Origin of the sequence: Polaromonas sp. (genome assembly GCF_029945685.1) — a bacterium.
Taxonomy (GTDB): domain Bacteria; phylum Pseudomonadota; class Gammaproteobacteria; order Burkholderiales; family Burkholderiaceae_C; genus Polaromonas.
In genome coordinates this window covers 194009-216102 of record NZ_JAQSDA010000027.1, presented here as the reverse complement: position 1 = coordinate 216102, position 22094 = coordinate 194009, and the positions used below count along the sequence as shown (strand labels likewise).

The following is a 22094-nucleotide window of genomic DNA, read 5'->3' as shown; positions in this document are numbered from 1 at the left end:
TGCACACGCTGAAGCACCATGGGCGCCCCCGACCTTGCACCGCCAGCTTCCGCCAGAGCCCGTTCTGCGGCGATCAGAACGGTTGCGCTGTTCGAGGCCTTCAAGGGCGCGGTGGTGCTGTTGGCCGGCAGCGGCCTGCTGCTGCTGATCCACACCGACGTGCATGCCGCGGCGGCCAGGCTCATTGAACATTGGCACCTGAACCCGGCCTCGCGTTACCCGCAGATCTTTCTGGAAGCCGCATCCAACCTGCAGGACAGCCGGCTGATGCTGCTGGCCGCCGGTGCGGCGCTGTATGCGCTGGTGCGTTTCGTCGAGGCCTGGGGGCTGTACGGCGAGAAGGCCTGGGCCGAGGTCCTGGCGGCGGTCAGCGGCGGCATTTACGTGCCGTTTGAAGTTGTCGAACTCCTGCGCCAGCCAAGCTCGCATGGCGCCGTGCTGCTCATCGTCAACCTGCTCATTGTGGCGTTGATGGTCGGGGCGCTGCTGCAACGTCGCAAGCGTGGCGGTTACCCTGATGCCTGATTCTGTGCCGTCAATGCTCCTGATCTGATAGCTGCTGGCGCACGTGCTGATTGGGCTACGGGCACTTTTTGCTTGAAGTCAGTGCCGCTGCAGCGCCATGTAAAACCACTCCTGCCCCGGCTCGGCGCGCGGATTGGGGAACACCACAAAGCCGTCGTGCGGCGCCTTCACTTCCTCGCCGCTGTGGCGAACACCAATCAGCTCGCCGGCCTTCACCGCATCAAAGCTGCGCCACTCGCGCGTGAAGCTGTCGCCTGCGTGTTCGCGGTCCGTCACATCGACCAGGCGGAGGATCTCGCGCTCGGCAGGTGAGGCTTCCATCGGCTGCGACACCATGCCCAGCAGCGCCAGCGTCTGCAAAATCGCTTGGCGCGCCACCTGCACGCCCTGCGGGTCGTCATGCTGGCCGCATTCCAGCGTCACGCCGTAGCCTCCGCGTGAGCGCATGTACTCGGTGGTGCCGACGCCGTAGTTGGGATTGGTCACCAGGGTCTGCGCGCGGGCCGCACCGACAGGCGCGGGTGCCGCAGCACGGCGCAACACGCCACGCGCATAGGTGTCCAGCCAGCCTTCCACAATGCGCGGCGCGCCGGTGCACAGGGCCAGTTGCATTTCTGCTTCGGCCTGGCTGAAAGGCTCCAGTGTGCCGCAGTTGTTCTGCGGGCCGATCATCACAAACGGTGCGCCGCCGGTGTGGAAGGAGTGCAGGTCCAGCAACACGTCATGCGCGTCCAGCAGCGGGCACAGCACATTCGCTATGCGGTCTTCAAAATCCTGCGGAATCGCGCTCGGCGCCATGTTGCGGTTCAGGTTGCGGTCACCGGTGCGCTGCTTGAGCTGAAAGGCCAGCGGGTTGGTGACGGGCACAAAAGTCACCGTGCCGCGTTCGATGGCCAGCGCGCCGCTGTCGAGGTCCTGCAGCAGTTGAGTGATGGCTTTGGCGCCGCAGACCTCGTTGCCGTGGACGGCGCCTATGACCAGCAGCTTGGGGCCGGGGGCCAGGCCGTGGAAGGTGTGGGTATGGAGGTGCGTGGGGCGCTTTGGTTCATTGGGCATGGTGATTGGTGCATTTGCGCTAGGCGTGAAGTTCAACGTATTGAGCTTCTAAGAGTTACGCGTGGAAAATTTGTCGGCTCCGCCTATGATGCCGTAGGCCGCTATCGGATTAGCTTTGCAAAAATTTGGGAGCACGTCGCATGACAAGAATCGAATCTGATGGATTCCTTTCCGACGAAGCAATCGAAGGTCGCTCTGTATTTAGAGGACGATTTTCGGATGTTTTTGCGTTGGCCGAGGATGTAAATCTTATAGCTGTGAAGCGGCTGAGTCAGGCGAAACTGGCTGATATCGTAGATGGGCACTTCGTGCTGTATCTTTTGACCATCCGCATCGTCGAATCGTTTGAGGCTATCGTCATCCTGATGGAGCGCGGAATGCTGTCGCCCGCAAAACTAATTGTTCGACCGATTTTAGAGGCGTTGTTTACGCTCGCGGCGCTTGAAAAGAATAAAGAGCTTATAGCCAAATATTTCGACACGCAGAGTGAGGCTCATTTTGCACTTTTGCGGTCGTCGACAAAGTGGAGAAATGAAGATTTAAAGAGATTGTTTAGGGACTCAAAGCTAGAAGAAAAGTACATAGAAAAGAAGAAAGAGCGAAAGGAGAGTCCGCCAGAATCGTTACGACCGATACAGTGGGCGGAAGCCGCAGGATACGAGGATTTTTATCACTTGCACTACGTCCAATATGCCTCATTCACTCACTCAAACCTAAGTGCTTTGGAAGATCACATGGATATGGATGGCGAGGCAAAAGTGGAAGCTTCTTTCGGCCCTTCTGCCAATGGTTTTTTTGAATTGTTGATAGACGCAACTAACTTCACGCTTTTGTCTGTGATGCACATGTGTTCTGCGTTCCAGATAGAAATTGATCAGGATGCCGACAGAATACAAGAACGCGTTGAAATCCTATGTTCCAAATACAAAGTGGAATAGAAGGCCTGGAGATCTGGTCCACGCGTGTTCTGAGTGCTTACAAGCGTGTAATGGCCGGCTTGTGCGCCATTGCGTGACACTGGGTAGGCGCTTTCCCAGCGTGTAATAATGCAACTCTATTGCGTTAGTTGCCGAATTCCGCCGCCTCATGTCCACCCCCTCTGACCCCATTGATGCCCTTCTGTCCGCCCACGGTCTGCGTCGCACCGCGGCCGCGCGCCGGGTGCTGGGCTGGCTGCTGGCGCATCCGGACACGAGTTACACGCACGCGCAGTTGCAGGCGGCGCTGGCGGGTGAGGGTGATGCGGCCGACAGCGCGGCCCTGGACCGCGTCACGCTCTACCGACTGATTGACCGCCTGACCCAGGTCGGCCTGCTGCTCTGCCGCGTGGACGCCAGCCGGGCGCGGCGCTACCAGGCGATGCCCGCCGGTGTGCATGCGATGCCGCACTTCGAATGCCAGAGCTGCCACCGCGACAGCCCGCTGGAGAATGCCCTGCAGGCCAGCGCGGGCGACCTCGATCGTGCGGCGCAGTCGGCGCTCGAAGCCCTGAAAGCGCTGGGTTACCAGGGCATGAGCCTGGATTTTGCAGTGCGTGGCGTGTGCGCCGATTGCGCCACCAGCGTCAAGGGCTTGCCTGCGTGATACGCACCCAACAACTGGTTTACCGCTACCCCGGCGGCGCCGAGCTTCGTTTCGACGATATCGATGTGGCGCAGGGCGGGGTGCTGCTGTTGCGCGGCGCATCGGGTTCGGGCAAGTCCACCTGGCTGGCGCTGGCGGCTGGCTTGCTCAGCCCGGGCGGCGGCGACATGACGGTGGCCGGGCAGTCGCTGACCGCGCTCGGCAAGGTGGCGAGTGATGCCTGGCGAGCGAAGACGATTGGTTTTCTGCCGCAGAAACTTCATTTGAGTGCCGCGCTGACGGTGCATGCCAACCTTGCGATCGCGCAGTGGGCCGCGGGGCAGGCGCAGGACGATGCGCGCATCCGGGATGCGCTCACCGCGCTCGGTGTGAATGAGCTGGCGGCGCGCAAGCCGGCGCAGCTTTCCGGCGGGCAGGCGCAGCGGGTGGCGCTGGCACGGGCGGTGCTGCTGCAGCCGCAGGTGATCCTGGCCGACGAACCGACGGCCAGCCTGGACGACGACGCAGCGCGGCAGGCCCTTGAACTGCTGCAGGCGACGGCGAAGCGTTACGGCGCGACGCTGGTGATTGCCACGCACGATGCCCGGGTTGCGGAGAATCTTGATGATCAAATCGGCTTCCAGCCCTTGTTCCTCGGGCGAGAACAGCTATGAATACCATAGCATTTGCCTGGCGGTTTTTATGGTCCCGGCCGCTGTCGGCCGGGCTCAATGTGCTGTTGCTGAGTCTGGGCCTGGGGTCGCTGAGTTTTGTGCTGCTGGCCAGCCACCAGATCGACCAGGCCTTCGAGCGCGACCTGGCCGGCATCGACGTGGTGGTAGGCGCCAAGGGCAGCCCGATGCAGCTGATTCTGTCGGGCGTGTTCCACATCGACGCGCCGACCGGCAACGTGCCGCTGGCGGCGGTGAAGGAACTCGAACAACACCCGCAGGTGGCCCAGCTGATTCCGATCAGCCTGGGTGACAGCTTGCGCGGTTTTCGGATTGTGGGCACCACGCCGGACTACCTGACGCATTACAAGGCAGAGTTTGCGCAGGGCAGCGTCTGGACGGCGCCCATGCAGGCGGTGCTGGGTGCACAGGTGGCAAAACAAACCGGGCTGAAGGTGGGCGACCGCTTCGCCGGCAGCCACGGCCTGGGAGGAAGCGGTGACAGCCACGGCCAGACACCGTATGTGGTCAGCGGCGTGTTGGCCGCCAACGGATCGGTGCTGGACCGGCTGGTGCTGACGACGCTGGATTCTGTCTGGCAGGTCCACGAAGACCCCGCGGCGCTGGACGCCGAAGACCGCAGGGTGATGGAAGAAGAGCGCGAAGTCACGCTGGCGCTGATCCGGTACCGCACGCCGCTGGCGGCAGTGACCTTCCCGCGTTTTGTCAACACCACCACGGAGATGCAGGCCGCCGCGCCCGCGCTGGAGATCACGCGGCTGCTGGGCATGATCGGCGTGGGCACCGATGTGTTGCGCGCGCTGGCGGGGGTCTTGCTGATGACGGCGGGCCTGAGCGTTTTCATCGCGCTGTGGAGCGCCGTGCGCGAGCGCCGGGCCGACCTGGCGCTGCTGCGTTTGCTGGGTGCGCCGCCGCGCAAGGTATCGGCCCTGCTGCTGTGCGAGGCGCTGTGGCTGGCGCTGCTGGCCACGCTGATCGGCGTGCTGGCGGGGCAGGAACTGATGGCGGCGCTGGCCTGGTTTCTGCAACTGGATAAATCGGTGTTGATCGGCGGGCTCTCGTGGCCGGCCGGGTTGTGGAGTGTCCCGGGGCTGGCCGTGGGTGTGGCGCTGCTGTCGGCGCTGTTGCCCGCGTACGAGGCTTACCGGGCTGATGTGTCTGAACTGCTTCAATCAAGGTGAATTCATGAAAAAGTTGATGTCAAAAATGCTTCCAGCCCTTGCTGCACTTGCGCTGGCAGCTACGTTTTCAGTAGCGCATGCGCAGCACAGCGACAAGGAAACCAAAGAGGACGTGCAGCGCCACCGCGCCATGGCCGCCGCGCACGAGGCCGCCGCCAGATGCCTGGAGTCGGGCAAAAAGGAAGACGTCTGCATGAAAGAGCTGCAGGCTTCCTGCAAAGGGCTGGCGGTGGGAAAATACTGCGGCATGAAACACGCGCATTGATGCACCGCCCCACCGCACCGTTTCTGGAGAACCCATGAAAACCACTGCTCCCACCGCTTTCAGGACTTCGCCCTTGTTGCTGGCCCTGATGCTGGCCGCCGCCGGCGTTCATGCGCAGCTGAGCTCGCCCCTGCCCGCCGGTAGCGGCAAGCCCGCAGCTGGCAAGGCGGCGCCTGCACCGTTGGGCAGCATCGATCTGCCGGCCGGGCAGGGCGCCGGTGTGCACGGAGCCAACAGCCCGTTTGCGCCGCTGGCTCCGCGCGCCGACGTGGTGCCCTGGTCGGTTCTGACCGACGTGAAAACCAAAAACGAGAAGAACCGCATCCTGCCGGTGTTCAATGAAGGCCAGCTCGGCATGAACGGCAAGACCCAGCGTATCCAGGGTTTCATGATGCCGCTGGAGCCGGGCAAAAAGCAGCGCCACTTCCTGCTCTCGTCGGTGCCGCTGACCTGCTCCTTCTGCCTGCCCGGGGGGCCGGAAAGCATGGTCGAGGTCAAGACCCGAACCCCGGTGGAATACAGCATGGAGGTGGTGGTGGTGGAAGGCCGCCTGCAGGTGCTGCATGACGACTCCTACGGCCTGTATTACCGCATCAACGATGCGGTGACGGTGAAGTAACCGCCCATGCTTTTGCGGCGCATGGCTTGGCGGGCGGCCTGGGGTTATCTGGCCCTGGTGCTGCTGCTTGCGCCGGTGTTGGGCCTGATGCACGGCGTGGTCCATGGAGCGGGCGGGCACCCGCAGGCTGAGCAGACGCAAAAGCCGACGCAGACGCAGACGCAAACCCAGGCAGCACCAACAGGCGACCATGCGCACGGCCACGGCTGGCTGGACGACCTGTTCTCGGCCCATGGCAATGATTCCGATTGCCGCGTTTTCGACCAGCTTTGCCACAGCCAGGCGCTGCCCGCGCAGGCCCTGCTGGTGCTGCCTCTGGCGCTTTTGCCGTTTGTCTTTCACTTTCTGGAGGGCGAAGTCCTCGCCCGTTGGGCTGCGCTTTTCGAAGCGCGCGGCCCGCCCCTGACTCGCTGAATCCCTTTCCCCGAAGTCCCATGCAATGCCTGCCGGCAGCTGCATGGCGTTTCCGTCCTCCGATTCAACGAGTCCCCATGAAGAAACCATTTCCCCGCCCTGCCATCGGCACGGCCGCGCTGTCCCTGCTCGCCCTGGCCGGCGCGCCAGCCCAGGCGCAGGCCCTTGCCCCCACGCTGAAAGAAATTACCGTCACCGGCAACCCGCTGGGTGCGACGGACCTGATCACCCCCGCCACGCAGTATTCGGGCGCCGGCCTGCTGCTGCGCTCCAAAACCACGCTGGGTGAAACGCTGGACGGCACGCCTGGCGTCAGCAGCACCTACTTCGGCCCAAACGCGAGCCGGCCCGTCATTCGCGGGCTGGACGGCGACCGCATCCGCATCCTGTCCAACGGCGGCGGTTCGCTCGATGCGTCCAGCCTGAGTTACGACCACGCGGTGACGGCCGACCCGATCAGCATCGAACGCATCGAGGTGCTGCGCGGCCCCGGCGCCCTGCTGTACGGCGGCAGTGCTGTCGGCGGTGTAGTCAACGTGATCGACAACCGCATCCCGCGCGAGCCGCAGTTTGACGAGAAGGGCGGGATCAGCGGCAAGGCCGACCTGGGCCTGGCCAGCGGCAACTCGGAGCGCGGCAAGGGTGTGCTGCTGGAAGGCGGCAACCACCGCTACAGCCTGCACGTGGACGCCTTCGATCGCCGCACCAGCGATGTGAAAGTAGCTCGCGATCTCAATTGCATCAAGGCCGGCGTCACCACCACCTCGCGGCGCATCTGCAACTCGGCCAGCGAGGTCAGTGGCGGGGCGGTCGGTGGCTCGGTGTTTTTCGACAACGGCTACCTGGGCGCCTCGGCCAGCAACTACCGCAGCACCTACGGCACGGTGGCCGAAGACGAGGTGACCATCGGCATGAAGTCGGACCGTTATGCGATCGAAGGCGAAGTGCGCAACCTGGGCGGGCCTTTCCAGAGCATCAAGGGTCAGTACGGCCAGACCGACTACGGCCACACCGAGTTCGAGGGCACAACCGCCGGCACCGTCTTCAAGAACAAGGGTAGCGACTTCCGGCTGGAAGCGCGCCATGCGAAGCTCGGCAAGCTCGACGGCATGCTGGGTTTCCAGACCGAGTCCAACCGCTTTTCCGCCGACGGCGCCGAAGCCTTTGCGCCCTACAGCAAGACGTCGCAGTCGGCGCTGTTTGCCTATGAGGAACTGGGCACGGACTGGGGCAAGCTGAGCCTGGGCGGGCGGCTGGAGTCGGTCCGGGTCGAGTCCTTCGGCAACCCGCGGGTGGCGCGTTTCACACCGGCGAGCAAGGACTTCAAGCCCGGCAGCTACGCGCTGGGCGCCTTGTGGAACGCCGCACCCGGTTGGCAGTTGACCAGCAACATCGCCTACACCGAGCGAGCCCCCAAGGATTACGAGCTGTTTGCCGACGGCCCGCACATTGCCACGGCCGCCTATGAAGTGGGCAATGCAAACCTTGCGAAAGAACAGTCGGGCAACCTCGACCTGGGCGCGGCCTGGAAGTCGGGCGGGCACAGCTTCAAGGTCAACAGCTATGTGAGCCGCTTCAGGAACTACATCGCGCTGAACCAGACGGCTGGCGTCAGGCGCAATGCGGAAGATGGCGTGGTCAATCCGGTGGAAGACGCCGGCAACCCGGGCTTCACCGCGACGGGTGCCGAGTTCAAGCCGCTGGCCGAATTCCGTTACGAACAGGTGCGCGCACGTTTCACCGGCATCGAGGCCAGCGGCAACATCCGCCTGCTGGAAGGCGCCTCGCAGGTGGACCTGGCGTTGCGCGGCGACGTGGTGCGCGCCACCAAGCTCAGCAACGGCCAGCCACTGCCGCGCATCGCACCCTGGCGTGTGGGCGCCTCGCTGCTGTGGACCAGCGGACCCTGGGGCACCAGCATCGGGTTCGATCACAACGCCGCGCAAAAGCGCGTGCCGGCACCGCCGGTCGGCGCCACGGCCGCCTATACGCTGTGGAACGCCGCCGCGTCCTACCGGGTCAAGGCCGGTGCCGCGACGCTGCTCTGGTATGCACGCCTGGACAACCTCACCGACAGGCTGGCCTACAGCGCGAGTTCGGTGTTGACCAGCACCGCGTTTCCGAAAGCGCCGTTGCCGGGGCGCAGTTTGAAGGTGGGGTTGCAGGCGAGTTTCTAGGGTCTTTTTTTTTATCAAGCGTCACGCTGCGTCTGCTGGCTGCCTTGGACAGTAGGACGGACTCCCCACTCCCTCCCCCGCCCCTCCCTCGCCCCGCTGGGCGATGGCGGGGAGCTTCATTTGGCCGCGTGTGCTGCTCTTGCGTGCAAACATGACGGTCCCCTACTCCGACGATGACGCGCAAAGCGCGTCATCGTCTCCCCGAACCCGAACCCGCATTTGCCCCCCCACCCGTCGGGCTGGGCCGAGGAGCGAAGCCGAAAGCGGATCAGGACGAGCGATTGTCTGAGCCGAAGGCGAGTTCGAGCTCGGCCCCGCTTTCGGTGAGCACCGCAGGTTGCCCGCAGCGAAGCGGAGGGACCCAGACCATCGGGTCGCCTTTTCTTTTGCTTACTTTTCTTTTGGCGACGCAAAAGAAAAGTGAGTTGCCGCCGGGCAATCCCCGGCTTGTTGGAAGCGCCAACCCTGTTCAAGCTTGCACAGGCTTCGCCCTTCGACAAGCTCAGGACAGGCCAGACTCAGCCCGAACGGGCGGGGGTGGGATTGGGTGCACACCGGTAACCCTGTTTGCGCTGCATCAGCACAACAGCAAGTCCTTCCCGGATAATGGTTTTCAAAATATCAGGAGACGACCGTGACGGATGCAGAACAGCCTCTTTCCCTGCTCAACGCCGACCTGAGTCCGTCCAGCAGCCTGCTGGCCAATTTGCGCCAGGAACTGATGCGGCATCCGCCGTTTGCGCAGATGCAGGCTGGCGACGTGGACTTCTTCCTGAGCCATGCCCGGCAAAACTACTTCGCCCCGGAGGAGATCCTGATCGATCCCGACAGCGGGCCGGTCACGGAACTGTTTTTCATACGCCAGGGCGCGGTGATAGGCGAGCGCGGACTGGCCGAGCTGTCGGGCGGCGCTTTTCACTACGAACCTGGCGAGCTGTTTCCTGTCAGCGCGGCGCTGGCGCAGCGTGCGGTGACGGCGTCTTACCGCGCCGTGGCCGACACCTTTGTGCTGGCCCTGCCGCTGGAGTCGATGCATGCGCTGGCGGTGAAGAGCCCGCCGTTTGCCGACTTCGTGAACCGGCGCATCCTGAAGTTTCTGGACCTGTCGCGGCGCGCCCTGCAGGTGGCTTATGCCTCGCAGGCGCTGGCCGAGCAGTCGCTGGAGACACCGCTGGGTGACGTCGCGCGCCAGGCGCCGGTGAGCTGTCGGCCCGACACGCCACTGCGCGATGCGCTCACCCGCATGCACCAGCAACGCATCGGCTCCATGCTGGTGACCGACGAGGGCGGCCGGCCGCTGGGCATTCTCACGCGGTATGACATCCTGGGCCGGGTCACGTTGGCGGCGTTGCCACTGGACGCGCCGATCGCGCAGGCCATGGTGCAGCCGGTGCTGAGCCTGAGCCACGAACACACGGCGCTGGACGCGGCCCTCCTGATGAGCAAACACGGCATCCGCCATGTGCCGGTCACGCGCGGCGGTGTGGCCGTGGGCATGGTGTCGGAACGCGACCTGTTTGCCATGCAGCGCCTGAGCCTCAAGCAGGTCAGCACCTCGATCCGTTCTGCCGCCGATGTGGAGATGCTCAAGATCGTGGCGCAGGACATACGGCGTTTTGCGCACAGCCTGCTGGGCCAGGGGGTGCATGCGCGCCAGCTCACGGCGCTGATCAGCCACCTCAACGACGTGCTCACCTTGCGCCTGCTGGAGATCAAGGCCGGGGAGCACGGTATCGACCTGAGCCGCCTGTGCTGGCTGGCGCTGGGCTCGGAAGGGCGCAGCGAGCAAACCATTGCGACCGACCAGGACAACGCGCTGATCCTGCCCGATGACACGACGCCGGCCCAGCGCGAAGCCGCGCTGCGTTTTGCCCGTGATGTCAATGTGGCACTCGACGCCTGCGGCTACCCGCTGTGCCACGGCGGCATCATGGCCGGCGAGCCGGCCTGCTGCCTGACCCTGCATCAGTGGCGTGAGCGTTTTGCGCACTGGATAGAACACGGGGCGCCCGAGGATTTGCTCAATGCGAGCATTTACTTCGACTTCCGGCCGCTGGCCGGCGATGCGCGCCTGGCCGACGGCCTGCGCCAGGAGATCAGCGAGGCGGCGCGGCGCGCGCCGCGCTTCATCAAGCAACTGGCGACCAATGCGCTGATGCACAGCCCGCCGCTGAACTGGACCGGCAGCATTGCGGTGGACGACGGCGGCATGATCGACCTCAAGCTGCAGGGTGCCGCGATTTTTGTCGATGTCGCCCGCATCTATTCGCTCAGCCGCGGCGTGACGGCCACCAACACCCGGGAACGGCTGGACTCTGTTGGTTTGCTGCTGGGGCTGGCCCCTTCCGAATACCAGGCCTGGGTCAGCGGCTTCGAATTTTTGCAGACCCTGCGGCTGCGTGTGCAGCTCGAAGGCACGGCCTCGCCGCAGCGGCCGAATCAACTCAAAGTCGACCGCCTGAACGACATCGACAGGCGCATCCTGCGCGAGTCGTTTCGCGTGGCGCGCTCGCTGCAGCAGCGCCTGCAACTGGACTACGAGCGATGAGCTGGGCGGACTGGCTGAAAAAGCCTTTCGCCGCGCTGGCCGGCGCGGATGAAGCGCGCTGGGTGGTGCTCGATGTGGAGACCAGCGGGCTGGATCCGCAGCGCGACCAGTTGCTGGCGATTGCCGCGATTGCCGTACAGGTGGACTGGGAGGCCAGACGCTTGAGCATCCTGCCGGGCGACAGCTTCGAGGTGGTGCTGCGCCAGTCTTCCGTGGCCTCAGCGAAAGACAACATCCTGCTGCACGGCATCGGGTTGCAGCGCCAGAGTGAAGGGGTGCCGCCCGAGCAGGCCCTGCGCGCCTTTGCGGACTTCATCGGCGACTCGCCGCTGCTGGCCTTTCACGCTCCGTTCGACCAGGCCATGATTGGCCGGCATGTCCTGCAGCACCTGGGCGCCGGGCTGCCGAACCGCTGGGTCGACATAGAGCAGCTGTGCGCCGTGACCCATGAAAAGGTGAAGGCGCGCGCACTGGACGAATGGCTGGCCCATTTCGGCATCATCTGCGCGCCCCGGCACCAGGCGGCGGCCGACACGCTGGCCGAGTGCGAGCTGCTGCTGCGCATCTGGCCGCGCATGGCCGGGCAGTGCCGGTCCTGGCGCGATGTGGAAAAACTCGCCGCCCATCAGCGCTGGATTGCCCGGGCCTAGGCCGGACGCAGGTAGCGCGCGGCGGATAAGATCGCCGCCTGAATTCGCAGGTTTTGCTCGCTTGAGCGCGGAGTTTTATGCCATTTCTACAGTCCCTTCCGGTATCGGCACAAGCCATCGGCCTGCTGCTGCTGTCCAATGTCTTCATGACCTTCGCCTGGTACGGCCACCTGAAGAACCTGGCGACCTCGCCTTGGTATATCGCGGCGCTGGTGAGCTGGGGCATTGCGCTGTTCGAGTACCTGCTGCAGGTGCCGGGCAACCGCATCGGCTTCACCATGTATGGCATCGGGCAGCTCAAGATCATGCAGGAGGTCATCACCCTGACGGTGTTTGTGCCCTTCGCGGTTTTCTATCTCAACGAGCCGCTCAAGCTCGACTACCTGTGGGCGGCGCTGTGCATGGTGGGAGCGGTGTATTTCATTTTCCGCGGCAGCTGATTCAGACGCTCCGAGCGACTTCTGGCGCTTTCCTGGTCCAGCAGGGGCCGCGGATCTGGCTTTGCCAGTCCGCAGGCGCGGCAGCCCCTCGGGGGGCAGCGCAGTACACGAAGTGACAAGCGCGGGGGCCACATCCACCCGGTTAAACTCGCGGAAGTCATGAATTTGTCACATACCTGACATGTAACGCCCCAGGAGTTGAAGATGCTGTTTGGCAAACTGTTGCCGCGTGAAGGCAATTTTTTCGAGTTGTTCAACCAGCACGCGGACCGCATCGTGGAGGCCGCCCGCGCGTTCTCCAACCTGGTGGCCAACTACAGCGATGTGCAAAAGCGCGAGGCCTATAACCGGGAAGTCGACAACGCGGAACGCGCGGCCGACCGGATCACGCAGGAGGTCAACCGCATGCTGCACAAGACCTTCATCACGCCGATCGACCGCGAGCAGATCCATTCGCTGATCAATACCATGGACGATGTCTGCGACCTGATCCAGGACTCGGCCGAAACCATGGCGCTGTACGACGTGCACCACATGACGGATGAGATCGTGCGCCTGACGGACCTCAGCGTCAAATGCTGCGAGCGCCTGAAAGACGCGGTCGCCCTGATCGACAAGCTCAGCGATGCCGCCACGGCCGAAGCCGCCCTGAAGACCTGCGAGGAAATCGACAGGCTCGAGTCCGATGCCGACCGCGTCATGCGCTCGGCCATGAGCAAGCTGTTTCGCGAAGAGCCTGATGTGCGCGAAGTCATCAAGCTCAAGGCAATTTACGAGCTGCTGGAAACCATCACGGACAAATGCGAGGACGTGGCCAACCTGATCGAGGGCATCGTCCTCGAAAATTCCTGAACATGGAGACCGTACAGACGGCCCTGTGGGTGGTGGTGATGCTGGTCATTCTGGCCGTGGCCTTCGACTTCATGAATGGTTTTCATGATGCGGCCAACTCAATTGCCACCGTGGTGTCGACCGGCGTCCTCAAGCCCGGTCAGGCGGTGCTGTTTGCCGCGACCTTCAATTTTGTCGCCATCTTTGTCTTTCACCTCAGCGTGGCCGCCACCGTGGGCAAGGGCATTGTGCAGCCGGGCATCGTCGACACCCACGTGGTGTTCGGCGCACTGATAGGCGCCATCAGCTGGAACCTGGTGACCTGGTACTACGGCATTCCGAGCAGTTCCTCGCATGCGCTCATTGGCGGCATCGTCGGTGCGGTGATGGCCAAGTCGGGCGCCGGGGCGCTGGTGGCTGGCGGCATCCTGAAAACCGTGGCCTTCATTTTTGTCTCGCCGCTGCTGGGTTTCCTGCTCGGCTCGCTGATGATGGTGCTGGTCGCCTGGGTCTGCCGCCGCGCCACACCGTCGCGCGTGGACCGCTGGTTCCGGCGCCTGCAACTGGTCTCGGCCGGCGCCTACAGCCTGGGCCATGGCGGCAATGATGCGCAGAAAACCATAGGCATCATCTGGATGCTGCTGATCGCCACCGGCTACACCTCGGCCAGCGACAGCGCGCCACCCATGTGGGCGATTGTCAGCTGTTACGTCGCGATTGCCGCGGGCACCATGTTCGGTGGCTGGCGCATCGTTAAAACCATGGGCCAGAAAATCACCAAGCTCAAGCCGGTAGGCGGCTTCTGCGCGGAAACCGGCGGCGCCATCACGCTGTTTCTGGCCACCGGCCTGGGTATTCCGGTGTCCACCACCCACACCATCACCGGTGCCATTGTTGGCGTGGGTTCCACCCAGCGCGCATCGGCCGTGCGCTGGGGGGTGGCTGGCAACATCGTCTGGGCCTGGATCTTCACGATTCCGGCGGCGGCCTTTGTCGCCGCGATCGCCTACTGGGTCAGCCTGTTTTTGTTCTGAATCACCGAACCTTCCGGGGCCGGTCAGGCTTGTGGCGCCAGCCGGACATTCTGCGGAAAAAGGATTTTTCGAGACTCGTCGTCATGCTCGGCCTTGAAGGCGTGCCGTGTCTTCAGCGCTTCGGCGCGTTGCGCCGCAGGGCGGGCATTGATCACGTCCAGCAAGCGTTTGACATGCGGCAGTTCCTCCCAGGCCTGTGCGCCCAGCACGAAAGGCGCCACGCGCGCCCAGCCCCACACCGCCATGTCGACCAGGGTGTAGTCCTCGCCCAGCATCCAGGGCTGGCCGGCCAGCCGGGCGTTGATGATGCGCCAGTGCCGCCAGGCTTCAAAGTCGTATCGGTTCACAGCGTAGTCCTTGGGCTCGGGCGCGAAATGTTTGAAATGAACCGCCTGCCCGCAGTACGGACCGATGCCGCTGGCCACAAACATCAGCCAGGAGTACATCTGCCCGCGCGCCGCCAGGGTGTTGGCGGGCAGGAACTGCCCGGTTTTTTCGGCCAGGTAAAGCAGCATGGCGTTGCTGTCGAAAACGGTGACATCGCCATCAACCAGGGCTGGCGTTTTGGCATTGGGGTTGATGGCCGTGAAGGCGGGTGAATGCTGGTCGCCCTTGCGGGTGTCGACAGGGATGAACGTATACGGCAGGCCGCTTTCTTCGAGAAAAAGGGCGACCTTGGCGGGGTTGGGGGAGGGGTGGTAGTAGAAGCTGATCATGAACTTTCCTTTTAAAAAAGCGGGTTGAAATCCGGGTGCTAGAGGAAGGCCAGCCAGATTGCGAGCGGCAGGAAAATGACGCAGGCAAAGTGACCGGCTATCACGATGGAGGCGACCTTGTCGGGTTCACGTCCGAAGCGGTCGGCCAGCATGTAATTGAAGACAGCGGGCGGCAGCGCGGCAAACAGGATCAAGGCCCCGCGCTGCACCTCGTCCACCGGCAGGAAACGGGTAAGCCCCCACGCCACGGCCAGCCGCACAGGCACGGTGATCGCGGCACCATACACGCCAATGCGCGCCTGGGTGACCCGGCTTTCCCCGAGTCGTGCCCCCAGCGAGAGAAGCATCATGGGCACCAGCACACTGCCAGTCATGGTCAGCGGAACCGCTAGCCAGTGCGGCAGCTTCAGGTGCAGGGTGGAGGCCAGCAGGCCCAGTGCGGTGGCCCAGATCAGCGGGTTGGCATAAACAGACCTGGCCTCCATGCGTCCGCTCATGACCCAGGCGCCGACCGTGAAATGCAGGATGTTGGACAGCACCAGCAGCAATACGGCAGGGCCGAGTCCGGCCTGGCCATAGGCGAGCACCGTCATGGGGATGCCGACCGGCCCCACGTTGCCGAACATGGCGCATGGCAGCAGGGCCCGCCAGCCGGTTCCGGAAAACTTCACCAGGGGCAGGATGGCCAGCCCGCTGAGCAGCACCAGCAGCACGGCGCCCAGCACGAAGTAGCCAGCGGAATGAAGGCTGAATTCCTGCACGGACAGCGAGGTGAAAATCAGCGCCGGCAAAGCAAGATCCACAATGATCCGGTTGGCGCCTGAGAGGTCGGGTTTCGTCGCCCGCGCGTAAAAGAAGCCGGCCAGCGCAATGATGAAGATGGGCAGGGTGATCTCGGCGATTTTTGCAAGCATGAAGTGATTTCCTGGGTCACGAGACGAGAGCCGGCAGCGGTCCGCCCCCGCCGCAAAGCAAGTTGAGCTTGAATTGTGATGTTCTTTGGGCAACAATTAGTCCATTTTTGTTCGCTTATCGTTCAATGTGAAACCGTCATGATCCGACTCGATCGCCTTTCCGCCCTGATGCAGGGGCTCTCTCCCCGGGTGCAACTGATTCCGCGGAGTGAAGCCGATACCGGTATCCGCTTTGACGCGTCGGCACAGGAGGTGTTGTTCCTGCATGTGGTGACCCAGGGATCGGTGCTGTTCCAGGCCGGCATATCCGGCGGGGTGACGGTGCGTGCGCCGGCGCTGCTGGTGTGCCGCGCGGACACGGCTCACGGGCTCTCGTCAGCGGCCGGCGAAAGCCTGCGGGGGCTGGTGAGCGTGAGGACTTTTTTTGATGGGCCTGGCGCATCGCTGTTGCTGCGGGAATTCGAGGAGCCGCTGGTCATCGCGCTGGATCAGGCCGACGTTTCCCTGAGCCACATCATCGAGCTGATCACCTCGGAGCAGGCACAGCCCCGTTGCGGGCATCCCGCGCTGATGGACCGCGCGGGAGAGATTCTTTTCATTGGGCTGTTGCGGCACCTGGTGGCGCAGCCGCAGACCCTGTCAGGGCTTTTCAACGGACTGGCCGACCCGCGCATCGCGCGCACGCTGGTGGCCCTGCATGCGAGCCCGCAAGACCGCTGGACGCTGGACGCCATGGCCCGGGAGGCCGGCATGTCCCGGACCTCCTTTGCCACCAAATTCCGGGGGGTCATGAACCTGCCGGCCGGCAAGTACCTCGAAAACCTGCGTCTGGCGATCGCCGGCCGGGCGGTCGAATCCGGCCATGGCCTGAAGAAGGCGGCCCGGGATTCGGGTTATGCCAGCATCTCGGCGCTGTCGCGCGCCTTGTCCCGCGCCAGGACCAGATCAGGCATCACGGGCGGGATCACAGCGTGAGGGCGCCGCGCGGCGTGTTCAGCGGGAAATCTTCCGGGCTTCCTCGACCTGGTACTCAAAGTAGCGCTGGAAGCTGAAGGCGATGCTGGACATCAGCGCAATGGTGCCCACCAGCAGGGCAAAGATCACCGCGGCCATGGTGAACCAGTTGGTCCTGCCGGCAGCACTGTCAGGTGCAAGCTCGGGGTTGTGTTTGGTATTCCATTTTTCGGGCGTCATCAGGCCGTAATAAATCGCCGTCAGAGCCGTGGCCGCCAGCGTGAAACCCAGCAGCGGCACCAGCACCCACGCTAGCTGGTCATCCTGGCCGTAAAGCCGTACCCGCTGAACACCCCACCAGCCCAGGGCCGCAGTCGCAGGGTGCAGCCAGGCCAGCAGATCGCGCCACCCGTACAGGTAGAGGCGATGGATGCCCAACTGGCCGAAGGCAAAAGCCAGCCAGGCGGCCAGTGTCTTGTTCTTGTTTTTCATGGATGCGATCAGGGGGGAGAGGGTGGGGAAGAAGGGTGCGCGGCATCCAGGGGCGGCGCGGTGTCGCCGGCGCCCAGTGTTTTCTGCATGATCACGATATCACGCCAGGCGCCCATCTTCCAGCCGCAGGACTCGACGACGCCCACCAGCGTGAAGCCGAGCGCGCGGTGCACGCCGACCGACCCCGCGTTGGCCGAGTCGCCGATGATGGCCATGACCTTGCGGATGCCGGCGGCCTCGCAGCGCGCCAGCAGTTCGGTCAACAGGGCGCGGCCCAAGCCTTTGCCCTGCTGGCCGGGTGCCAGGTAAATCGAATCCTCCACCGAATACCGGTAGGCCGGCCGGGGCTTGAACCAGTTTCCGTAGGCAAAACCGACCACCTCGCCGCCATCATCGGCGACCAGGTAGGGCAGGCCCTTGGACAACACGTCGGCACGGCGCGTGGCCATGTCCGTCACACTGGGCGGTTCGGTTTCAAAGGTGCCGGTGCCATGGAGCACATGGTGGGCGTAAATGGCGGTGATGGCCGGCAAATCGGTGTCAAGGCTGGCTCTCAGGAGGGTCATGGCGTGCCAAAAATGAGTTGGAAGGACGTTGGGGAACCGCAGCGGGCGGGACAACGGCAGGCCGCGGGTTATAATCTACGGCTTTGCAGCATTTCGCTGGCCGGGTGCCATGTCGTGTGTCTCAAGCGCTGCAGGAACATTTTGGGGTGATTTTTTTTCACCTCACCACCCGAAGGATAAATCATGGTCGTCATCCGACTCTCGCGCGGCGGTTCTAAGCACCGTCCATTTTTCAATATTGTTGTGGCTGACAAACGCGTTCGCCGCGATGGCCGCTTCATCGAACGCATCGGTTTTTACAACCCGATTGCCAAAGGTGGCGAAGAAGGCCTGCGTATCGAGCAGGACCGTCTGACCCACTGGCTCGGCGTGGGCGCACAAGCGTCACCCACCGTGCTGCGTCTGGTCAAGCAGGGTGCTGCTGCAGCTCCCAAGGCTGCCTGATTGTCGGGTTCCTGAATGCTGCCCGGCCTTGAGCCGTCTGGCCTGCCAGACGATGCGGTTGAAGTCGGGCGCATTCTTGACGCCTGGGGCGTCAAGGGCTGGGTGAAAATCCTGGCTCACAGCGCCTCTTCCGAGGCGCTTTTTTCATCCGGCCGCTGGTTTCTGCAGCCGCCGGATACCAAGCACCGGCCCGGTTTTGACGCTTTCTCCGGCACCGTGGTGCTGACGGTCAGCGAATCCAAAACCCATTCCGGTTCCGTGGTCGCCAAGTTCGAGGGCATCGACGACCGCACGCCGGCCGAGGCTCTGCGCGGCGCGCGCATTTTTGTACCGCGCAGCAGCTTCCCCAAGGCCGGCAAGGACGAGTATTACTGGGTCGACCTGCTGGGCCTGAACGTCGTCAACCGCGAAGGTGTGGCCCTCGGTCAGGTGCGAGATTTGATGACCACCGGCCCGCATTCGGTGCTGTGTGTCGAATACACCGAAGGTGAACAGACCCTCGAACGCATGATTCCCTTTGTGGCCGCTTATGTGGACGCCGTCGATCTGCCGGGCAAGACCATCACGGTGGACTGGCAACCTGATTATTAAAGCCCCCACGGTCGCTCACTGCGTGTAGCTCCCTGCCCCCCGGGGGGGCCGCTGCGCCTGCGGGCCGGCGGAGCCGGACCCGCGGCCCCTGCTTGAAAGGGGAGGGCCCGGATGCGCGCGAATTCTGTTGGTCTGGGCTCGTACATTGGGCCATGCAAAATGGATAGCCATGCGGTTTGACGTCATCACCCTGTTCCCCGAGCTTTTTGCGCCGTTTCTGACCAGCGGCGTGACGCGCCGCGCCTACGAATCCGGTCTGGTCGAGGTGAAATTGTGGAATCCGCGCGATTTTGCCGAAGGCAACTACCGCCGGGTGGACGACCGCTCCTTTGGCGGCGGCCCGGGTATGGTGATGCTGGCCGAGCCGCTGGCGCGTTGTCTTGAAAACATTCGCGGGGAGCGCGCCGAGTCTGCTGGCCAGTTGGCGCCGGTGGTCCTGTTTTCGCCGATTGGCCGGCCGCTGGACCACACGGGCGTGCAGGCCTGGTCGGCCGGTACCGGCGCGGTGCTGGTTTGCGGCCGTTACGAGGGCCTGGACCAGCGTTTTATCGACACCTATGTGGACCAGCAGATCAGCCTGGGCGACTTTGTGCTGTCCGGTGGTGAAATCGCCGCGATGGCCTTGCTGGACGCGGTGGCGCGCCTGCAGCCGGGTGTGCTCAACGACGAGGGCAGCCACCAGTTCGACAGTTTCAATCCGGCGCTCGACGGTCTGCTCGACTGTCCGCATTACACCCGGCCCGAGACCTGGCGCGGCCAGACGGTCCCCGAGATGCTGTTGTCAGGCAACCACGGCCATATCGAGCGCTGGCGCCGTGAGCAGCGGCTGGCGTTGACCCGGCAGCACCGGCCCGAACTGCTGGATGCCGCCCGCGAAGCCGGCAGGCTGACGGCCGCCGATGAGCTATTCCTGCGCGATCTGCCGGCCAAAAAGGCCTCCCAGCCATAAATGGCTATAATCAAAGGCTTTTCGGTCCTCTGGCGGCCACTGCAACCATCTTGACCATCCCTGATGGGTCCATGGATTTGCGGTCTTTAGCGTAGCGCGTGTATGAACGAAAAAGTTAGATGGAATAAATCATGAATCTGATCCAGACCCTAGAGCAGGAAGAAATTGCCCGCCTGAACAAGACCATCCCCGTGTATGCCCCCGGCGACACCGTGATTGTCAGCGTCAACGTGGTTGAAGGCACCCGCAAACGTATGCAGGCTTTTGAAGGCGTCGTGATTGCCAAGCGCAACCGCGGCCTGAACTCCAGCTTCATCGTGCGCAAGATCTCCAACGGCGAAGGCGTCGAGCGGACCTTCCAGGTCTACAGCCCGCTGATCGCCAAGATCGAAGTCAAGCGCCGTGGTGACGTGCGTCGTGCCAAGCTGTACTACCTGCGCAGCCGCAGTGGCAAGTCGGCGCGTATCAAGGAAAAGCTGGGCGCCAAAGCTGCCTAAAAACAGCCGGCCCGAAAAAAAGCCGCTCTACGGAGCGGCTTTTTTTATGCCCTGTTAATCTTGGGTTCTCATGACGACGCCCCGCTTCATCCCGCCTTTGCCCACCTTCGATCCCCGCAGCATCCCGGTGATCGGGGTGGACACGCATCTGTCCGGCGTGCCGGCGCAGGAACTCACGCCGCAGGCCCTGCGCCAGCGCTTCCGGCACCCACCGGTCTGGACGCCGGAGCACAGCGTCGAGAAGCGATTTTCCAACCGCGAGCCGGCACTGGCGGCCGTGCTGCTGCCGCTGGTCATGCGTGATGAGCTGACGCTCTTGCTGACGGAGCGGGCGGGCAACATGTCCACCCATTCCGGCCAGATTGCGCTGCCCGGCGGCAAGACCGACGAGGGCGACCACGATGCGGTGGACACGGCCCTGCGCGAGGCGCATGAAGAAATCGGCCTGACGCGCGAGCATGTGGAGGTGCTGGGCATCCTGCCCACCTACGTTACCGGCACGGCCTTCATCATCACGCCGGTCGTCGCGCTGGTGCGGCCCGGTTTTGCGCTGCAGCCCAGTCCGTCCGAGGTGGCCGACATTTTTGAAGTCCCCCTGCGTTACCTGATGGACCCGTCCAACCACCAGCGCCACGAGTTTGAATTCGAGGGGGTGCTGCGCCAGTGGCTGTCCATGCCCTACACCGGCCCTGTGGACAGCAGCGACAGCAAGGAACGCTATATCTGGGGCGCCACAGCCGGCATGCTGCGCAACTTCTACCGTTTCCTGAGCGCCTGACGACCCCGGTCACACCATCGGGCAGAAGTAGCGGGTCGGATCTGAAGCGAAAAGCGCGAAAATTTATTTTCAAGCAGGGGCCGCGGGTCCGGCTTTGCCGGCCCGCAGGCGCAGCGCCCCCTCGGGGGGCAGAGAGCGACACGCAGTGCGCGAACGTGGGGGCAGTATGATTCAGCATGAGTTTTTTTGCTGTTTTGTTTGCACTCATCATCGAACAGGCGAGGCCACTGGCGCGTGGCAATCCGATTCATGCCGGTTTGCGCCGCTGGGCGCGCTGGGCCAGCCGCAGCCTGGACGCTGGCAAGCCGCAACATGGCTGGGTCGCCTGGGCCACGGCGGTGGTGGGTCCGGCCTTGCTGGCACTGGCCGTGCACTGGCTGCTCTGGAGCGTGAACGGCGTGCTGGCTTTTGCCTGGGGCGTGGCCGTGCTTTATGTGACGCTCGGCTTTCGCCAGTTCAGCCACTATTTCACCGACATACGCGATGCGCTGGACGACGGCGACGAAGCCACCGCGCGCGAGCTGCTGGCGCAGTGGCGTCAGGTTGACGCCAGCGAACTGCCGCGCAGCGAGATCGTGCGGCATGTGATCGAGTATTCGGTGCTGGCCGCGCATCGCCATGTCTTTGGCGTGCTGGCCTGGTTCTCCGTGCTGGCTGCGCTGGGCCTGGGGCCGGCCGGTGCCGTGTTGTACCGCATGGCCGAGTTTGTATCGCGCTACTGGGCTTACAAGTCGAAATCGACTGGCGAGGGCGCGAGCCCGGCGCTGCAGCTGGCCGCTGCGCAGGCCTGGGGCGTGGTCGACTACGTGCCGGCGCGCCTGACCTCGCTCGGGTTCGCGGTCGTGGGCAGTTTCGAGGACGCGATCGATGGCTGGCGCAACTACATGCAACGTTCGCCCGCAGGCCAGGAAAACCGCAACGATGGCGTGATCCTGGCCGCCACATCGGGCGCGGTCAACGTGCGCCTGGGTGGCGAAGCACTCAAGGCCGCGTTTTCCGCCGACGCGTCCCAGGGCTTCCAGGCCGAGGGCATCGATGCCGGCGGCCCGCAGGCCACCGAGAGCACGCCGGGGCGCGAGCCGGAGGTGGGGCACCTGCGCAGCATCGTGGGCCTGGTCTGGCGCTCCGTTGTGCTCTGGATGATGCTGCTGGCGCTGCTGACGCTGGCGCGCCTGCTGGGCTGAACGCGGCAGCAGAG

26 protein-coding genes are annotated in these 22094 nt (G+C 63.9%); 21 read left to right on the top strand and 5 right to left on the bottom strand.

Annotated features, from left to right (window positions below; genetic code table 11):
• Positions 1-18 precede the first annotated feature (18 nt).
• On the top strand, positions 19-525 hold the full coding sequence (locus PSV26_RS19445; protein ID WP_300573190.1) for a DUF2127 domain-containing protein: 507 nt from the start codon (positions 19-21) through the stop codon (positions 523-525).
• Between the two features lie 78 nt (positions 526-603).
• On the opposite strand, the gene PSV26_RS19440 is transcribed toward PSV26_RS19445, so the two are convergent.
• Positions 604-1581: a succinylglutamate desuccinylase/aspartoacylase family protein gene (locus tag PSV26_RS19440; protein WP_300513053.1), complete on the bottom strand. Its 978-nt coding sequence runs from the start codon at positions 1579-1581 to the stop codon at positions 604-606.
• A 140-nt stretch (positions 1582-1721) separates the two neighbouring features.
• Between PSV26_RS19440 and PSV26_RS19435 the strand changes: the two genes are divergently transcribed.
• The 13 genes from PSV26_RS19435 (at position 1722) to PSV26_RS19375 (ending at position 13995) form a co-directional block, all read left to right on the top strand.
• Positions 1722-2519, top strand: a complete 798-nt coding sequence (locus PSV26_RS19435; RefSeq protein WP_300573188.1) for a DUF5677 domain-containing protein — start codon at positions 1722-1724, stop codon at positions 2517-2519.
• A gap of 148 nt (positions 2520-2667) precedes the next feature.
• Complete coding sequence (locus PSV26_RS19430) at positions 2668-3165, top strand: Fur family transcriptional regulator (RefSeq protein ID WP_300573186.1); 498 nt, start codon at positions 2668-2670, stop codon at positions 3163-3165.
• Entirely contained in the window at positions 3162-3818 is a 657-nt protein-coding gene (locus PSV26_RS19425) for an ATP-binding cassette domain-containing protein (RefSeq protein ID WP_300573183.1), read from the top strand. Before PSV26_RS19430 ends, PSV26_RS19425 begins: the two co-directional genes overlap by 4 nt.
• Positions 3815-5017: an FtsX-like permease family protein gene (locus PSV26_RS19420; RefSeq protein ID WP_300573180.1), complete on the top strand. Its 1203-nt coding sequence runs from the start codon at positions 3815-3817 to the stop codon at positions 5015-5017. Before PSV26_RS19425 ends, PSV26_RS19420 begins: the two co-directional genes overlap by 4 nt.
• 16 nt (positions 5018-5033) lie before the next feature.
• Entirely contained in the window at positions 5034-5282 is a 249-nt protein-coding gene (locus tag PSV26_RS19415) for a hypothetical protein (RefSeq protein WP_300514579.1), read from the top strand.
• Positions 5283-5316: 34 nt separating this feature from the next.
• Entirely contained in the window at positions 5317-5901 is a 585-nt protein-coding gene (locus PSV26_RS19410) for a DUF3299 domain-containing protein (protein WP_300513043.1), read from the top strand.
• Positions 5902-5907: 6 nt separating this feature from the next.
• Entirely contained in the window at positions 5908-6315 is a 408-nt protein-coding gene (locus tag PSV26_RS19405; protein ID WP_300573177.1) for a hypothetical protein, read from the top strand.
• Between the two features lie 77 nt (positions 6316-6392).
• Positions 6393-8492, top strand: coding sequence for a TonB-dependent receptor (locus tag PSV26_RS19400; RefSeq protein WP_300573175.1), 2100 nt, complete (start codon positions 6393-6395; stop codon positions 8490-8492).
• Between the two features lie 634 nt (positions 8493-9126).
• Positions 9127-11040, top strand: a complete 1914-nt coding sequence (locus PSV26_RS19395) for a DUF294 nucleotidyltransferase-like domain-containing protein (protein ID WP_300573172.1) — start codon at positions 9127-9129, stop codon at positions 11038-11040.
• On the top strand, positions 11037-11690 hold the full coding sequence (locus PSV26_RS19390) for a 3'-5' exonuclease (RefSeq protein ID WP_300573169.1): 654 nt from the start codon (positions 11037-11039) through the stop codon (positions 11688-11690). Before PSV26_RS19395 ends, PSV26_RS19390 begins: the two co-directional genes overlap by 4 nt.
• 77 nt (positions 11691-11767) lie before the next feature.
• Positions 11768-12130 carry a DMT family protein gene (locus PSV26_RS19385; protein WP_300513033.1) on the top strand — a complete coding sequence of 121 codons (363 nt, stop codon included), beginning with the start codon at positions 11768-11770 and terminating at the stop codon, positions 12128-12130.
• 204 nt (positions 12131-12334) lie between these two features.
• Complete coding sequence (locus PSV26_RS19380; RefSeq protein WP_300513031.1) at positions 12335-12982, top strand: DUF47 domain-containing protein; 648 nt, start codon at positions 12335-12337, stop codon at positions 12980-12982.
• 2 nt (positions 12983-12984) lie between these two features.
• Positions 12985-13995 (top strand): inorganic phosphate transporter, encoded by a 1011-nt coding sequence (locus PSV26_RS19375; protein ID WP_300513029.1) that lies wholly within the window; start codon positions 12985-12987, stop codon positions 13993-13995.
• A gap of 23 nt (positions 13996-14018) precedes the next feature.
• Here the strand turns inward: PSV26_RS19375 and PSV26_RS19370 are convergent, their stop codons facing one another.
• Entirely contained in the window at positions 14019-14711 is a 693-nt protein-coding gene (locus PSV26_RS19370; protein WP_300573167.1) for a glutathione S-transferase N-terminal domain-containing protein, read from the bottom strand.
• Positions 14712-14749: 38 nt separating this feature from the next.
• A complete protein-coding gene (locus tag PSV26_RS19365) occupies positions 14750-15625 on the bottom strand; it encodes an AEC family transporter (RefSeq protein ID WP_300573164.1) in 876 nt (291 codons plus the stop codon).
• A gap of 138 nt (positions 15626-15763) precedes the next feature.
• Here PSV26_RS19365 and PSV26_RS19360 point away from each other — a divergent pair, with 138 nt between their 5' ends.
• Positions 15764-16600: an AraC family transcriptional regulator gene (locus tag PSV26_RS19360; RefSeq protein WP_300513023.1), complete on the top strand. Its 837-nt coding sequence runs from the start codon at positions 15764-15766 to the stop codon at positions 16598-16600.
• 18 nt (positions 16601-16618) lie between these two features.
• Here PSV26_RS19360 and PSV26_RS19355 read toward each other — a convergent pair whose 3' ends face one another.
• On the bottom strand, positions 16619-17071 hold the full coding sequence (locus tag PSV26_RS19355; protein ID WP_300513022.1) for a hypothetical protein: 453 nt from the start codon (positions 17069-17071) through the stop codon (positions 16619-16621).
• An 8-nt stretch (positions 17072-17079) separates the two neighbouring features.
• Positions 17080-17637, bottom strand: coding sequence for a GNAT family N-acetyltransferase (locus PSV26_RS19350; protein ID WP_300513020.1), 558 nt, complete (start codon positions 17635-17637; stop codon positions 17080-17082).
• 183 nt (positions 17638-17820) lie between these two features.
• Between PSV26_RS19350 and rpsP the strand changes: the two genes are divergently transcribed.
• From rpsP to PSV26_RS19320, 6 genes are all read left to right on the top strand, one after another.
• The gene (gene rpsP, locus PSV26_RS19345; protein ID WP_096668573.1) at positions 17821-18081 is read left to right on the top strand and encodes a 30S ribosomal protein S16; all 261 of its coding nucleotides are present in this window, start codon (positions 17821-17823) and stop codon (positions 18079-18081) included.
• Between the two features lie 15 nt (positions 18082-18096).
• The gene (gene rimM / locus PSV26_RS19340; RefSeq protein WP_300573161.1) at positions 18097-18672 is read left to right on the top strand and encodes a ribosome maturation factor RimM; all 576 of its coding nucleotides are present in this window, start codon (positions 18097-18099) and stop codon (positions 18670-18672) included.
• Between the two features lie 169 nt (positions 18673-18841).
• A complete protein-coding gene (trmD, locus tag PSV26_RS19335; RefSeq protein WP_300573159.1) occupies positions 18842-19621 on the top strand; it encodes a tRNA (guanosine(37)-N1)-methyltransferase TrmD in 780 nt (259 codons plus the stop codon).
• 131 nt (positions 19622-19752) lie between these two features.
• Positions 19753-20118: a 50S ribosomal protein L19 gene (gene rplS / locus PSV26_RS19330; protein WP_096668567.1), complete on the top strand. Its 366-nt coding sequence runs from the start codon at positions 19753-19755 to the stop codon at positions 20116-20118.
• Between the two features lie 70 nt (positions 20119-20188).
• Entirely contained in the window at positions 20189-20896 is a 708-nt protein-coding gene (locus tag PSV26_RS19325; RefSeq protein WP_300573156.1) for a CoA pyrophosphatase, read from the top strand.
• 176 nt (positions 20897-21072) lie between these two features.
• On the top strand, positions 21073-22080 hold the full coding sequence (locus PSV26_RS19320; protein WP_300573153.1) for a CobD/CbiB family protein: 1008 nt from the start codon (positions 21073-21075) through the stop codon (positions 22078-22080).
• Positions 22081-22094: the final 14 nt, after the last annotated feature.